The 15,766-nt window shown below is 37.7% G+C and carries 15 protein-coding genes; all 15 read right to left on the bottom strand.

The window, feature by feature from the left end; genetic code table 11:
- Positions 1–121 precede the first annotated feature (121 nt).
- Entirely contained in the window at positions 122–406 is a 285-nt protein-coding gene (locus RSX31_RS08965; RefSeq protein ID WP_315634325.1) for a hypothetical protein, read from the bottom strand.
- Between the two features lie 117 nt (positions 407–523).
- Positions 524–1,426 (bottom strand): OLD family protein, encoded by a 903-nt coding sequence (locus tag RSX31_RS08960; RefSeq protein WP_315634324.1) that lies wholly within the window; start codon positions 1,424–1,426, stop codon positions 524–526.
- The gene (locus RSX31_RS23335; RefSeq protein ID WP_397548084.1) at positions 1,368–1,535 is read right to left on the bottom strand and encodes an AAA family ATPase; all 168 of its coding nucleotides are present in this window, start codon (positions 1,533–1,535) and stop codon (positions 1,368–1,370) included. Before RSX31_RS23335 ends, RSX31_RS08960 begins: the two co-directional genes overlap by 59 nt.
- On the bottom strand, positions 1,528–2,244 hold the full coding sequence (locus RSX31_RS08955; protein WP_315634323.1) for an ABC-three component system middle component 1: 717 nt from the start codon (positions 2,242–2,244) through the stop codon (positions 1,528–1,530). Before RSX31_RS08955 ends, RSX31_RS23335 begins: the two co-directional genes overlap by 8 nt.
- A 3-nt stretch (positions 2,245–2,247) precedes the next feature.
- Positions 2,248–3,642 carry an ABC-three component system protein gene (locus RSX31_RS08950; protein WP_315634322.1) on the bottom strand — a complete coding sequence of 465 codons (1,395 nt, stop codon included), beginning with the start codon at positions 3,640–3,642 and terminating at the stop codon, positions 2,248–2,250.
- A 491-nt stretch (positions 3,643–4,133) separates the two neighbouring features.
- Complete coding sequence (locus tag RSX31_RS08945; RefSeq protein WP_315634321.1) at positions 4,134–4,391, bottom strand: hypothetical protein; 258 nt, start codon at positions 4,389–4,391, stop codon at positions 4,134–4,136.
- A gap of 178 nt (positions 4,392–4,569) precedes the next feature.
- Complete coding sequence (locus RSX31_RS08940; protein ID WP_315634320.1) at positions 4,570–4,725, bottom strand: hypothetical protein; 156 nt, start codon at positions 4,723–4,725, stop codon at positions 4,570–4,572.
- Between the two features lie 716 nt (positions 4,726–5,441).
- Positions 5,442–6,296 carry a malate synthase gene (locus RSX31_RS08930; protein WP_315634319.1) on the bottom strand — a complete coding sequence of 285 codons (855 nt, stop codon included), beginning with the start codon at positions 6,294–6,296 and terminating at the stop codon, positions 5,442–5,444.
- 808 nt (positions 6,297–7,104) lie between these two features.
- A complete protein-coding gene (locus RSX31_RS08925) occupies positions 7,105–8,127 on the bottom strand; it encodes a LacI family DNA-binding transcriptional regulator (RefSeq protein WP_315634318.1) in 1,023 nt (340 codons plus the stop codon).
- 115 nt (positions 8,128–8,242) lie between these two features.
- On the bottom strand, positions 8,243–10,354 hold the full coding sequence (locus RSX31_RS08920) for an ADP-ribosylglycohydrolase family protein (RefSeq protein ID WP_397548083.1): 2,112 nt from the start codon (positions 10,352–10,354) through the stop codon (positions 8,243–8,245).
- Positions 10,355–10,360: 6 nt separating this feature from the next.
- Positions 10,361–11,521: an ADP-ribosylglycohydrolase family protein gene (locus tag RSX31_RS08915; protein ID WP_315634316.1), complete on the bottom strand. Its 1,161-nt coding sequence runs from the start codon at positions 11,519–11,521 to the stop codon at positions 10,361–10,363.
- Between the two features lie 12 nt (positions 11,522–11,533).
- Positions 11,534–13,000, bottom strand: coding sequence for an extracellular solute-binding protein (locus RSX31_RS08910; protein WP_315634315.1), 1,467 nt, complete (start codon positions 12,998–13,000; stop codon positions 11,534–11,536).
- A 60-nt stretch (positions 13,001–13,060) separates the two neighbouring features.
- Positions 13,061–13,939, bottom strand: a complete 879-nt coding sequence (locus RSX31_RS08905; RefSeq protein ID WP_315634314.1) for a carbohydrate ABC transporter permease — start codon at positions 13,937–13,939, stop codon at positions 13,061–13,063.
- A gap of 14 nt (positions 13,940–13,953) precedes the next feature.
- The gene (locus RSX31_RS08900; protein WP_315634313.1) at positions 13,954–14,856 is read right to left on the bottom strand and encodes an ABC transporter permease; all 903 of its coding nucleotides are present in this window, start codon (positions 14,854–14,856) and stop codon (positions 13,954–13,956) included.
- On the bottom strand, positions 14,825–15,766 hold the full coding sequence (locus RSX31_RS08895; RefSeq protein WP_315634515.1) for a ribokinase: 942 nt from the start codon (positions 15,764–15,766) through the stop codon (positions 14,825–14,827). Before RSX31_RS08895 ends, RSX31_RS08900 begins: the two co-directional genes overlap by 32 nt.

Genomic DNA, 15,766 nt, shown 5'->3' with positions numbered 1-15,766 from the left:
TCAAATGCTAATAAGTGTGAATTTCTCTGATCCAACATTAATGTATGTTGGGTTTATCACTCATAAGCAAACCCTTTTACACGGATTTATACTGGGTTTTATAGTAGAATATATTTACTGACTAACTCAATCTATTCGCTAATTGCATTAATTTTTCATTTCCAAGCATATTGGTTTGGTAGGATTTCCACTCGCCTTTTTTTAGCGTCACTTTTTCCTGAACTCCTCTAACTACAAGTAATATAACAAAATCATCATTATCCGGGTCAATATAATAGTACCATTCAGGCTTAATAATTGCTTTCCCAATAAGATTATCTCTTTCAGCTTCGTTAATCATTCTAATATATGAGTCAACTGCTCCTCTTACGGCATCTATTAATAGTGAATCTTCCCCTATCTGCATTAACATTCCCTCCTCATTTTTTTCTTAAATCAAGAACTACCCGTTTTATATCTAGGTTTGTAAAAAGGTATGAATTCTACTTATAAAATATTCGTAGAATTCATACCTCTCTAAAAACTATTTATTTAGTTCTTCTTTTACATTTATATTGGCTGCCCTCAAACCATATTTTGCAAATTTGTATCTCATGTATAGTGATATGTTGTCCTCATGAGTAGAGAGAATGATTTGTTTATCAAAAAAATCATTTCGAAGTAACTCTACAAAAGAAGCCATATTTATTTCATCCAACGTCTGAGCTGGATCATCTACTAGGATCGTGTTTAACCCGCTTTGATTATAAACTTTATTTAAAGCTAAGGTGAGAGAAAGTACGGTAGCTGATAGTTGCCCTGAACTAAAGGAATGGACTATATCATGGTCTGTTTCTTCAGGTGGTACAAAATTGATGGCTTTCACTTCAGTGTCTTCATCACTGTCGTTTTTCTCTTCTTTTATAAATACACCTATGCCCCGCTGGTGATTTTGAATAACTTTTCCGCTATAAATATAAAAAGGTATTTCTAAATCATTAATCATTTTCCCTCTATGCTGGTTTATTTTTTTTATATAAACAGCAATAATCCTATCTAAATTTATACATAATGAATTTATTTTTTCACGTGTGTCAGTAAGTTTTTGTACTTCTTTAAAAAACTGGTTAGATTGCTCATAGAAAGTATGTTCAATATAAAGCTTCTTGTGTTCTATATCTTCAACACCAATATCATTAACTAATCTAGAATTCGAATTAAAGATATTAATAAAAATTTCTTGTAATGATTTGTAATTGTCCATAGTAAATTGTTTTGTGCTTTGCTTACGGGATTCTAAGTCTGAAATAAACTTTATAGTTTTTTCCTCTAGATCGCTAACAAATTCCTTTTTCTTATTAAAATATTGATCATAATTAATACCAATATCATCTAAAAACGCTTTTGAGTTCAATACTGTCAAAAATGGTTGTTTTACCAAATCCATTTGGACCATCTAAAACCGTAATGTCTTGATTTTCAAATGAAATTACTGCTTTATCGATGGTTTTAAAATTTTCAATATAAAGTCGGTTAATATATAATTTGCTACTCACCTTTCTTCACCACCTCTAGCTTTTCTAATAATCTATCTAAATTTATTTCATCCTTTGATTCAAAAGATATAATTTTATCCCTTATATCTTGTTCGTTAGGGGCCAATTCATTTATAATTTCATTTTCTAGGTTGGATAAGTTTAAAGTGTCTACTTGCATCGTTAAAAAATGAAGTTTTATAAAACACTTTGAAATCAAGTCGTAGATTAAGCGTGCCTCATTATTATTTGAGTTCTTGAAGGCTGAAAAAATCTCCTTGTTTTGGATTACTTGTTGAAAGACATGTGTATAATTAACTTCATTTTTAATTCGGTGTTCAACCAATGCAAACTGTTCTTTTGTGTATGATAAAACATATTTTTTGAAATCGTACGGATCTTCTTCTAAGTCATACACAAAAGTGTTCAGTTTATTCTCTAATTGAACTGTGTCTTCTTGAAGGAGAATCATTAATGAGAGATTTTTATCAATGCCTTGTTCCGAATTTGTTTCAACGATGTACTCAAAATACTTATCTACAACCTTTTGCAGAATTGATTCTTCAATTTTAACCTCTTTAAATTCCATTACTAAGAAAAAGTCAAACCTGTCTTGTTTTGAAACTTTTGCAAAGAATGACCCATGATCTATTTTATCTTCAAATTCAGGCTGTATTTCTTCTATATTATAATTTGCTTCATGAAATAATTTTTTAAATATTTCTATCATCGGTTACCTCCCTGAAATCTTAGCTTTACTAACAAAATGAATTTGTTTTGGTAATGTGATTTTTTCTTTTTTTCGGTTCCCCTCTGTTATCGCACCCTCAGTTTCAATCAAATCCTCAGAACGTTTCCCCCCGTAAACCCCATCCAACAATTCTGTTAAGTAGTATTTATTATCAAATAGTAAGTCAAAAAGATTTTTATCATCTTTTAAATTTTTGATAATATCCCTTCCAACTATATCGGGATTATTGCGGTCAATAAGAGTTAATAAATAATCATCATTATCTTTAAGAGTAAAAATATTTTTTATAGTTTCCCCATGAACCATTTTGTGGGTCAAATCAAATAAGCAATAAAATAACATCCGGCGAACTCCTGACTCATTCAAAAGCTTCCTATATATATTTAAGTCAAGTGATTCAGTAGTGATATTCTTTATTTCTGGGGATAACCTGCGACATAATAAAATGAAATCAACACTAGGCAGACTCTCTAATAGCTCCCACTGTTTGAACCATATATTTTTAACAATCCCTAACCTTTCATCATTTAATTGATGGTCTTCACAATATTGTTCAAAAAGAGAATATAATTCTTTTAGTAGAAAATTACTTAAGGTCTCAGCAGTGCAACCAAATACATGTTCATCGTAAATTATTTGATAAAGATCTATTAATTTTAGAGAATATGTCTTATCTGACCCATCATGAATTTCAGAAACCTTTTTATTCATTCTTTTTAAGAGGTTTAAATAGGCATATGAATACTGTTCGTTTGTTTTATATGTATGGTTTTCGTGATGGTTAGTATAAAATTTTTTCAGTTCTAGCTGAATATTCTCTTTAACCTCTCCAAGTGGAAGTGATTTTCTTGCTGGAATATAGCCGCTTACATCATCATTGATTCTAAAAATTTTAAATTTCTCATCAAATAGTTGTTGCTCGAATAACTTTTCTTTTGTACTCTCGTAAAGTTTTTTTTTATTTTCACTGATACTTGCAGGATTATAATTTTTTAGATTACTAATTAAATCTTCTTTTTTAAATTCCTCAACTTCACACGCTGTATGTAATGAAATTTCACTAACCCAAGGGAAATCTATTGCTTTTGCAAAAAGTTGAAGAATAGCTTCGGTATAGCCTGAAATTTTTTCCTTATTTTGTAGTGACTTTACTTGATGAAGAGATTTTAATTCCCTGTCATAAAAAATTGAAAAATCCTCGTGTTTTTCTATCTCTATTTCATATCTTTTTAATTCCTCAACATTATTTCCAATTTTATTCAATAGGCATAGCGCTGAATAGATTGTTATATTCCCTTGATATGTAAATCCACTCCAAGAGGAAGTCGCATCGCCTCTTTGGATTAAATCCTGTAAGTTAGCATTAACTTGAGTCAACTTTTTTCTCTCCCTCGTTTTGTGTTTGCTAATACTAGCTTACTATTTAACAATTATTTAATCTACATATCCTTTCATATTTTTACATTTTTTTCAATTTAAAATATGGTGTCTGCAATGGTCAAATTATTAACGAACCAGAGCAGACACCATATTATGTTCTTCTTTTTTCAGAAAGCCTTTTCAAGTATTTTTACTTTGATTTGGATTTTTCTTTCACGTGTAATATTGAAGCTAAACCTCCACTCATATTTTCAGAAACTAGAAATTTGTTCGAATATTTTTTAATAGTTATATTGAAATACTTTTATAATCATCATAATTATTTAAATTCATTCTGTAAGCTATTACATCAACACTCAATCGTACCAAGACTTAAACCAATATAAGTGCTTTTTCAAATAAGTTCATTCTACCGATTTTTATTCTTGATGTAATTGTGCTTATGATTCCTGAGGTAAATAATACCATACGGGTCTTTCACTAAACTACTATTCATCCTCATCATCCAGAAAATATTCAGCGAAAATTTGAAAATCCTCAAATTTCACATCATCATCATCCATTGCCAGGTCTTCTGCCGCCTCGCGATACAACTCACCCAATTTCAAAATGGTTTGTTCAAGACCTAGAGGATTGAACTCAATTTCTAAACGTAGTTGGTCTGTTTTAGATAAAGAATCATAAATCCTTTTACCAATTTGGTGATCATCCATAGCTTTCATTTCAATCATTGATAAACCACTCATTTGTTAGTCCTCCTTAATATTAACATTTGTAATTAGGTGGTATAAATTGAGAGGTACGGTACTCTCCTTACTATCTGCTTGAATTAGGAATACATAGCCCCGAGAGTCCCACCATCTAATTCCTTTTTTTCATAAAAAAAATTATTATTTCTTTCTTATATTACTTATAACCATATTTTCACCTAGTTCTTTTCTCATTCTCTTTTCGAATAGTCCCAATTTTTTTGTCACTTCTCGTATCTCTTCCATTGGGATTTCTAATAGTTCCAGGTGGTAAACCATTTTTCTTTTCAAAGGTGCCCACTGTACAGTCACTCCTAACCCGTCTTGCCATCACAACTCCTCCTTCCATAATAGGCTCTAACAACACCAGATTGAAATATTATCCATCTAATTATATCAATGATCAATAAATTTGAGAATATTTCAAATAAATCTACTACTATTGAATAAAAATATAAGTGCATGAAGCCTAAGGTAAAGCAGGTCATGTATAAATTACTATTCAATTAAGTAACGCAATAAATGGACCGCTTGTAGGTATGAACAAATGACTCCCCTACTTGAAGAGTCATATATCCATACTCCAATATAAGTATGCTGATTTACCAAAGTGCAAAATATACTTCTTGTTAAGAAATTACTAAATTAACTTATAAAAATACTGAAAAAACCCCTTCCGCACATATACACGAAAGGGGCTCCCATCACAATTATTCTACTGATTCCTCAAACATTCTCCGGCACCAACTTCAACCGCACTGGAAACTTCTCCTTTACTTTCTTCCCTTGCAACACATCAGCCACAGCCTGTATAGCCAACTGACCAATCTTCTCAGCTGCTGAGCGACAGTCGCAGACAGATTACCATTGCGAAAGCTAGTAATCTCATCTTCATTCCCATCAAATCCAACGACTGGTATGTCACGATTCGAGTTAACCGGGGACTAAAAGGGACAAGGCGTCCGCCTTGTCCCTGTTTAACACTATTCGCAGTGAACCTAACACACTCTCTCACCTTATATGTGCCAGTTCCCCCGCTGTTCTTATCTAAGCACGCAATAATGCTCCATTCGGTTCTTTTAACTCCTGCTCCACTATTTGATTCATCTTAGAGAAGTGGTCCAGAAATTGTTGTGCCAGCTCTTGGTCCTCCGTGTCACTTTTCAATGAAACGATGTCGCGCAAAATCTGAGCCATCCACGAATTATCAAAATAACGGTACTTACCTGTATTCCAAGTCGTTTTTTGAGGGGATTTTTCATTGACATAGTACTTCCAAAAAGGCATCTGCTCCGATTCCTCGTCTGTAAGTTGGAGTCTGTAATGGGAATGGGCAGGAATGTTTCCATCTTCACAAAGTTTACCGATGAAATTATCCTTTACCATATAGACACCTAATATCCGTCTGTCTTTTTCAAGCATGCCGGGATCGACTGCTGTCAGCAGGACCGCACTGTTTTGGTGTAAGCGACTGGGTTTGTTTGGCTTACCCTTATTATTACCACTTTTTATTTCACCAGAGGAAACCGTCCAATCTGAAAAGGAGCTACTCTGTTCTTCTATATCGCACCGGTAAACCATCTGCGATTCGGGATGAAGTTTATGATTTTTCATAAGTTTTTCATGACCCACTCGAAGCTCCTGGTATTTTCTTTGCCGTTCCTTTTCCTCTTCCTTATGCAATTCTTTCTCTTTGAGTTCCATTTCCTGTTCGTGTAAAATTTTTTCAAGTGAATTGGCAGCACTTTTATCATGGAGTTTCAAGTGCTGTCCAAATACATCCGGGTAAACAAATTTTTTATTTTCCGAGGCGAAATGTATTTCAACTACCGTATCATTATGTTTAACGATACTTCCCATACCAAACCGCTCATGTGTAACTTTCTTATTGATTAAATTCAATATATTAGTCCTCCTTGTATAATAACTCGGGTACTATTGCCTAAAAAGCTCACAAAAACTGTTTGAATTTCCCTTCGAAATAAATAAGATATATAGCTAAACGTTCAATAAAAAACCACTAGGTAATAATTATAGCATTTTTTTGATAAAAATACAACTTAAGGGTTGACAACCTATTTTATTGCGAGGTAAAATGAAATTTTATTTAAATCTTGATGATTGATCCAGCACTGAGTTTTTTGGTTTTTCTTCTCAAAATCCCCATATTGACCGCCTGAAAAAATCAGTCCAGAATGACTGATCAGAAATTTTCTTTTATTCTCCAGAAATGTTCAAATGCCATTGCCTTAAGCGAGGTTCAGATCGAACCATTCGCCATACCTCAGTTTGTAATCCTGCAGCTACTGGTGCCTCGTTTCAAATAAAAATGGGGTCAGACCCCCGGTAGACAAGCATTATCTACCTCTTCACTTAAACTCTTTTTCATTCCAAACTCAGGTCCAAAATAAACTCCATCAACATGTTTAGCCCAAATGCCAGTGGGTCCTCATTTACGCTCCACTGTGCCTAGGGTCTGACCCCCATTATCCCACAGGAAAGTCAGTACAAGAAGTTTGCAGATGAGAATAAAGTGACTCATGCATGTGAACTTAACTCTCAGATCAGTGACCTGAATGGATCACCTTTGATGAAGTACTGTAACTATGGACGTGCACCATTGAGGAGGGGTTACATTTAAAAAAAGAAGCACGAGAACTCTCATCCCAATGCTTCCTAAATATATAAATAAATGAGCATAAATCCAGTATTATTCCCTATTCCCCCGGAACCCGATAGTCGATCCCCGCTTGACCAATTGGACATCCAATACCATTTTCATAAGTTCGGTCGACTTATTTTCGATTAAGTCAATCAGATTGGTGGTGGCCTTTACACCAATTTCATAAATAGGCTGCTGAATGGTGGTAATTTCCGGTTCGACCATTTGGGTTAATTGAATTCCATCAAAGCCAATGATGGCAATGTCCTCCGGAACTTTCATTTTTAAGAGTTGGAGTTGTTTCAGGGAGCCGAGGGCCATCAGATCATTCCCTAGAAATATACCATCTACATCCTGATGTTCCTTGAGAATTTGTTTGGTCACTTTCATTCCACTTTCTAAAGAAAAGTCTCCTTCGTATGTCAGGATTTCTTTATCAGGGTAATGAGGACGTATCGTATCAACAAATCCATTCATACGTTCGATGACTGGCTTGGAAATGGGTAAGCCTGATACATGAGCAATTTTTTTACATCCGATTTCAATTAAATGTTCAGTAGCAAGCTTGGCCCCCATATAGTTATCTACTTCAATAGAGTTATATGAGTCACCATCAGCAGCTCGGTCGATCTTAACGAATGGGATATTAAGTCCTTTTAATTCATCCCTCATTTTATCGCTGAATTGAAAGGAAGCAATGATAAAGCCATCCACATACCGATTCTGGAATGTTCTCCAAAAGGTATTATTCTGAAGCTCTTCATGCTCGGCGTTCACCAGGATAAGACTGTAGCCTTTTGATTTGGCCACATCTTCTATGGCGACGACCAATTCAGGGAAGAATGGGTTTTTGATATCCGGAATAATGAGGGCAATCGAGTTTGTTTTCTTCTTCGCCAGCCCTCTTGCAATTTCATTGGGTTTGTAATCCAATAATTCCATGACCTTCTTGATTTTTTCCTCACTTGCTTTACCTATGTATCCGCTATTATTCAAGTACCTTGAGACTGTGGCTACGGATACACCTGCTTCTCTTGCCACATCTCGTATTGTTACTGACTTTCTTTCCACAAGATTGTACCTCTTTCTTTATCAGCCGTTTCCTTCTAGTATATCTATTGATGGAATAAAAAGGGGAAATAAGCATCAGAACCGACATGATTCTGATGCTTATTATACAAAAACATTACTTCTCACTTACTTTGAACTCGGTAAGGGTTCCTTCCCCTTCTTCCAAGCAACCAAAACCGAACATTCCTTGTGAATACGCGTCATCTTGAACTTCCATTATCACTTCACCATTAATTGAGAACTTTAGATTCTCACCTTCACATTGGACATTAAACTGATACTTTTCTCCATGTTTCCAATCAAAGGGAACGGTTTCTAAGCGCGTATAGCCAAAGTCATTACGAATGAGCGACACTTTTCCAACACCATCAAATCCAACAAGATAATGACGCTTTATTCCGTTAGCACGGAAAATCAAGCAATGACTTTCCCCTGATTTCGGCTGTACATTCACTTCTACCTCATAATCATGTGAATAGTAATTCCCAGTGTAAGAAGAACAGTTATCAGGTGAAAGATATCTCATTTGCTTCTCTTCAAGCTTCCACTCTCCTCGATGATGGGCGAAAGGAGTAATGCTTAAGAATTCAACATACTGTTTGGAAAAGTCGATTCCATAGGAAGCCTTACCACTTACATGGAACTCCCCGATATATAAACAGCCTAAAGCCCGGTTTGTTAGCGGGGAAGTCGTCCGGATGATAAACCCTACTTCATCGATCAATGCACCTTCCGTATCAGGCACCATAAATTGAAGGTCATTCCAGCCCTGATCCTGTAAAGGAATACCGTCCTGGATAAGCTCTTCTCCCGTGTACGTATTTTTAACATATGGAGTAAGGGTGATGCCCTCTCCTTCCCACTGATCAAGGAAAATTTTCATGCTTACCTTTTGTCCACTATAAACTGTTGGAGCAAAGGTTGGTTTATACTTTTCATCGTTAAATTCATTTCTTCTGTAAAACGGTTTGTAGAAGATCTTACTCTGATCGCTTTCAATCATCCGGTCAATCACGACTTTTAAAGAGCCTCTTCCATCAAGACCGATTTCGTCGCTAGGGTAAAGAAGGGATTTAAATCCGTTATCCGTTCTGAATCCGTGCGTCGAACCAGGAAGCATGAAATCAAAATATACTTCCCCTGGCTTATAGCTCTCTGCTAACTTGGAAGGTGCCTCGAGTTCAGCCAGTTTATACCCTAATAACGCCACTTCTTTCGAAAAGGTCGGGATATCCAGTACGTTAAGGTAACCTGATACGCTGGAAGTACATATAAAGTCATTGATAGGCTTTCTATAATGAGAAGGGATTCCTTCAATGCCATGAAAGACTCCAGCTATGGTTCCAACATTCCCAGCGTTACAATCCGTATCCCATCCACACATGGTGGCAATTTCAATCGTTCTGGCAAAATCCCCTCCACCGTATAACAATGAAAGAATGCAAACACCGGCATTAGGAATGATATGACACACACCTGTATACTTATCGTAACCCCATTCTTCTTCAAGATATTGACGGCATTCCCTAAAGTCATCTGGATGGTCCTTATGAAACGCCATTACAGCGTTCACTACACTTGAGTAGGTTGAATCCTCAGGAATCACACTGAGTCCTGCATCCAGTATGTCATCCATCGAGGTTGCTTCAAATGCTTTTGCGATACATGCAGCCATAAACTTCGCTCCATATACGCCATTCCCATCATGAGATACACTTGCTGCTTTTTCTGCATAGGACGCAGCCTTGTCCATTCTTCCTGGAAACAGCAGGCCCCAGGTATCAATGAAGATCTGACCACCAATTTGTTCTGCCTCAATCAATCCGTTCATTTCAATGGATCCTGATCGAGGGGCAGGTATCCCTCTGGAGAGATTCATATACGCAGTATGCTCCGTACTGATTCCTTCTCCTCCCCACCAGAACATCCCGATCCCTTCACGGGAATAATTCAGCCAGGCTTTCCCGACATCCTCTGCTGTTAATTCTCTATTCGAGGCATCATCGTATAAAGCCCTCATGAAGAAGACAGGTCCATTGGCATCATCGTCTGCTGCAAACGTCTTGTATTCCTTCGTGTAGCCCCTTATGTCACCAAATACCTCTTTTATACGCTTATCCGTCCACACAGGGGGTTCTATGGGAGCACCCAGTCGAATCCCGACATTCATTCCTAAAAATCCTGCGTAGACTTTTTCTAAATAGTTCTCTGGAATCAAATCATCCACTCCCCATTAGCAGTATTCATTGAAGTACGACATTCTCTTTTCTTGAATCGTTAAGTCATTTTTCAATATTTGCTTCGCGGTTTCACAGAATCGATCGGAAACCTCGATTAAATTGATTTTGTTCGTTTCTTGTAGAAGTTCTATATCTTCTTTTTTCACTACTTTTTCTCCATACATTGCTCCAAGGATAACCCCGATCATCACACCGATTGAATCTGTGTCCCTTCCGGAGTTGATCCCATCATATATGGATGGATAGAAATCTCCATCATTTAACACGATAAAGGCAAGGGCCATTGGAAGTTCTTCAATGGAAAATAGTCGGCTTGGCGTATAATGATTGGAAGGGATCCCCACTTTCTCAACCTTTCTGTGAACATCGTCACCCATAGGCGAATACTTCTTCATAATGGTTTGGAAAGTATCAATGACCTGATCCATCTCTACTCCCTCATCCCGGAGACTCCGGGCTGCCGATGTAAGCTCTTCAATCGCCATTTTCGTCCCGTCTTTCGCAAGACTGATGGCGGTTTCAATGATGCCATCGACATTTACTCCATGCTCAAATGCTTTGGCTACACAGGCAGCCAATACGCCTGCAGCTTCTAACCCATAGCTGCATTGATGCCCCATTGCGAACAGAATCGCTTCATCATATGCAGCTTTGGGATCTCCTGCATTTACAATGCCGATTGGGGCAATATACATGGCAGCTCCGCAATTGACCATATTACCAATTCCACCTTCTCGCGGATCACAGTTCGCCAGCACATGACGCATAAAGATATACTTCTCAGGATAGAAAAGTCGGTCGATGATCATCGCTTCCCGACCAAATTCAGGAATGTAGGTTTTATTGTAAGCAATCTCCTTCACGAACTGATTGCCCAGGTCATATGCGTCTAAATGTCTGCCTTCTTTATTGTAGACATTGATCAAGGCAATGGTCATAAGAGTATCATCCGTTACCGTACCATATCCCCGTTGTCTACCCAGATTCACTTCGACCGGAGCATCCGCTTTATACCATTTGGTCTCTAATGATTCCACCCGTTTATATTGTTCCTTAATTTGTTCGTAGCTTAATTTCTCAATTGTCGCGCCTAATGCATCACCTAATGCGGTAGATAAGACGACGCCTCTCACTCGTTCTTGAAATGAAGTCATATTTGGAACTCCTTACTTTAATTGTTTGTTCGCATAATCGGTGATTTGCTCTCCACCGGCATTGTTCCATTCTTCTACGAACTTGTCGAAATCATCGATTGACCTTTTCCCTGTAATGACGTCTGTAGAAAACTCTTTGTATAAGTTCTCCATCGCATCCCAGCTGGAAACATACTCTTCAGGTAAGATGAAATTATTGTCTTCAGCATAATACTTGGTAGCTAAATCTTGAGAGTTCGCCGCAGGTTCACTTAATAGAGGGGTTTTAACCGGCATATCAAGTTCCATATCCGTCGGCTCCCAGAAACGTGAATACCATTCTCCATAGTATTTATCTGTCAGTTCGATTTCTCCGTCCTTCACATTGTAGTGCTCCCCTTCAAATCCAAGGCGGTCAAGCTTCTGACCTTCAGGACTTGCCAGGTAATCAAGGATGTCGAATACCAGTTCTTTGTTTTCAGATTGAGATGAGATTCCAAGCCCGCGTGTTTCTTTCGTGATATCAGTCGCACCAAACCCTTGGCTTTCGCCTTTAGCTGGTGGAAGAATAACTAGTTCTGACTCTTCCCCATTCACCTGCATCATCTTTCCGTTATAAATATCAATGACTTTTCCAGCCGTTCCAGGAATGATAGCTGCTTCCCCATCATAGAAAGCCTTTTCTTTTGTATCCCATTGTTTCGTAATATACTGAGGGTCAAGCAGCCCGTCTTTATATAATTTATGATAGAACGCCAGTTTTTCTTTTTCTTTCGATGATACTTTAGCGTATTCATAAGTGCCGTCGCTCTTCTTCAACCATGTTTTATCTAATCCGAAAGCCATATCAAAGGTGTAATTGATTTCAGCCATATCCCCTGCCGTTGTAATAGCATAGGAAGGTTTATCCCCACCCGGCTTCGATTCTACAACCTCTTTGAAAAAGGCATAATAGTTATCGATTGTTGGGTCCTCCATTAAAGCAGTGGACGTTTCCATTTTATCGAACCAGTCTTTTCTGATGACAGGCACTTTTGGAGCAAGCGGTTTGATCCATAATAGGTAAGGATAATTTTCTAACCTTTCCTTGTTATAAGGAGCTAATGCGTCCTTTAAATACTCTGATTTCTTGATATATGGACGTAAATCTTCCAACAAGTCCTGATCTGAAATCTGCTGATCCCCACCTTGGAAATAAATCAAATCCGGTATTTCCCCACTAAATAAAAGCAAGTTAAGCTTTTCCGCATAATTTCCTTGTGGTAAATCTACTAATTCAAAGTTAACATCCATATCTTTATCTTTCTTCAAAGCTTTTTCTAATTCATCGAAGTATTTAACTGACACCTGGTTTGAATTGGTTTCATCTTTATAGACCACTCGAATGGTATTCCCGTCACCGGATGATCCACTATCCGATTGGTTGCTTGAGTCCGAACTGCACGCGATCAACCCAAACATCAACATCAAACTTACCAGCAGCAATAACCCTTTTTTCATACCATTTCCCCCTAATAAATTAATGTATAAAATAGTTTGCCACTTACTTTGGAAGTTCTATCAGTCCTTCACCCCTCCTTCCAAAGCACCTTTCGCATAATACTTAAGAATCATAGGATATAAAATAAGCAATGGTACCATCGCAATGATGATGGTTCCTGCTTGTAAAGAACCGAAATCAAGAGCCGCTACTTGATCATAAGAAAGGATATTTTGTGAGCCTAGTATCGCTGTATTGTCCCTTTGTACGACAAACTGCCTTAACACGACTTGAAGTGGCCATTTGTTAGGATCTGTGAGATAAATGGTAGCCCTGAAATATTCATTCCAATGGTAGACACCATAGAATAATCCCATTGTAGCTAACCCCGGTTTGGATAAGGGAAGCATGATTTTCGTGTAAATTCGAAAATGACCAGCGCCATCGATCCGAGCAGCTTCCAATATGCTGTCAGGTACGTCTTCAAAAAATCTCATCAGAATGAATAAGTAATAAATATTAATCGCCTTATACAAAATAAGGGAAGAATACGTGTTTAATAGACCTAAGTCTTTCACTAACAGATATTCAGGTATTAAACCTGGTTCAAATACCATGATCACAATGAGAAAAAGAACCACTAATTTTTTCCCGACAAACTGGGTTTTGGCCAGCACATAAGCAGCCATGGACGTTAGAAATAGGTTAAGAAATGTACCAACAATGGTAATGAAGAATGTATTAAAGATACTCTTCATCACTAAAGGATTTGATAATAATACTTTGTAATTTATAAGTGAAAATCCCTCCGGTAATATCTCCAATCCTCCCAATTTATGTACTTTCAATGGGTCAGATAGAGACATCGCCAGCAAATTCAAGATTGGAATCAACACAGTAAGTGTCACTATAAACAATGTGACCGATATGATGATCTTTGTCAGGTTTTGCTTCTTCATCCAGATAACCTCCTTTACCAAACACCCTTGCCTGAAAACCGCTTAGCTATAAAGTGAGTACTCAAGATAAGAATCAATCCGATTACTCCTTTAAATAAGCTGGCTGCGGTAGCATAGGAATATTGACCATTTAATATACCTATTCTATATACATACGTATCTAAGATATCCACCACACTGATGACAGAGTCGTTCATCATATTGAACACCTGGTCAAATCCAGCGTTCATAAAGAAGCCCAGATTCAGAATGAAAACGGTCACCACCGTACTCAACATGGCAGGAAGCGTAATATATCTCATCTGTTGAAGGTTCGAAGCACCATCGATCTTAGCTGCCTCATACAAAGACGGGCTTATTTTCATGATGGCTGCAAGATAGATGATCGAATCCCAACCTGCACTTCTCCAGATTTCCTGAAACACCAACACCCAGCGGATATGATCTTTACTCGTCATAAAATCAAGAGACGGAATTTGGAAGAAATTTCTAACGATATTGATCCCCCCGTCGGATGGATCAAGTAAACTGATCCATATACCAGCAATGACCACCCACGATAAGAAATGAGGTAAATAGACGACTGATTGTATATACTTGCGAAATCTTCCATTTCTAAGTTCATTGATCATCAAAGATAGAATAATAGGTACCGGAAAGAAGAAAATAATCTTCATCGTGCTGAGAATAATGGTATTCCTTAGAACATCCATAAAGGCAGGAGTACTGAATAACACTTTAAAGTGCTTCCACCCCACCCACACGTTGTCACCGATGATCCGATAATCCTGGAAAGCAAGCTTCATCCCTATCAATGGAATAACATGAAAAATACTAAAATATAAAATCGCAGGGAAGAGCATGGCATAGATGACCCAATCTTTTCTAATTTGATTTAAAGAGGCCTTGACTCTCATGGCTGCTCACCCCTATATTCATGAACTCTTCAATCTCTTCCTTTGTAGGCATTCCGCTCTGGGCACCTTTTTTCAGAATGGAAAGTCCTGCAGCGATATTACCATACCGGATACTTTCCACCAGGTTCTTCCCTTCACTAATGGCCACGGCAAACGCACCTGAGAACGTGTCTCCCGCACCCGTCGTATCGACCGGTGTAACTTCCAATGATTGTACATGGACGGGATCCGCTCCATCGAAATAAGTAACTCCATCCTTCCCTCTTGTTATAATCAGTTTGTTCGGGTGGTTCTTAATGATTTCCTCATAAGGCAGATCCGTACCGAGAACGGTTTTATATTCATGTTCATTTGGAATCAAGTAACTAATCTTCTGTACCAACGCTTTGCTGAGTTTATAGGCTGGCGCCGGATTCACAATGATCGTCTTGCCTTTCTCATGAAGAATCGGAATAAGAAACTCAAGCATTTCAATAGGGGTTTCTAATTGGAATAAAAACACATCATATTGAATCAGTTCTGTTAGTACATTCCGGATATAGGTTGAATTAGTCAGCTCATTGGCTCCGGGCACGATCAATATCCGATTTTCACCTTTACACAGTTCTATGAAAGCAGCACCTGTTGCCACCCCCTCAACGTGATTCACACCGGTTAAATTGATATTCTCCTTAGCCATCTTCCTAAGTAGAATCGAGCCATTTTCATCTTTCCCAACCGAGCAGTAAAGAGCCACATCTGCGCCTAACCGGGAAGCGGCCACAGCCTGGTTGGCCCCTTTACCTCCTGGCGAAAGAAAGTAATTTTTTCCCGAAACCGTTTCTCCCATAATAGGGAGTACATCGGTTTCAACGACATAATCTATATTGATGCTTCCAATAACGGCAATCCTCGTCACTTCTTTCACCAT

Origin of the sequence: Rossellomorea yichunensis, assembly GCF_032337515.1 — a bacterium.
Taxonomy (GTDB): domain Bacteria; phylum Bacillota; class Bacilli; order Bacillales; family Bacillaceae_B; genus Rossellomorea; species Rossellomorea yichunensis.
This window is presented reverse-complemented; position numbering and strand designations above follow the sequence as displayed.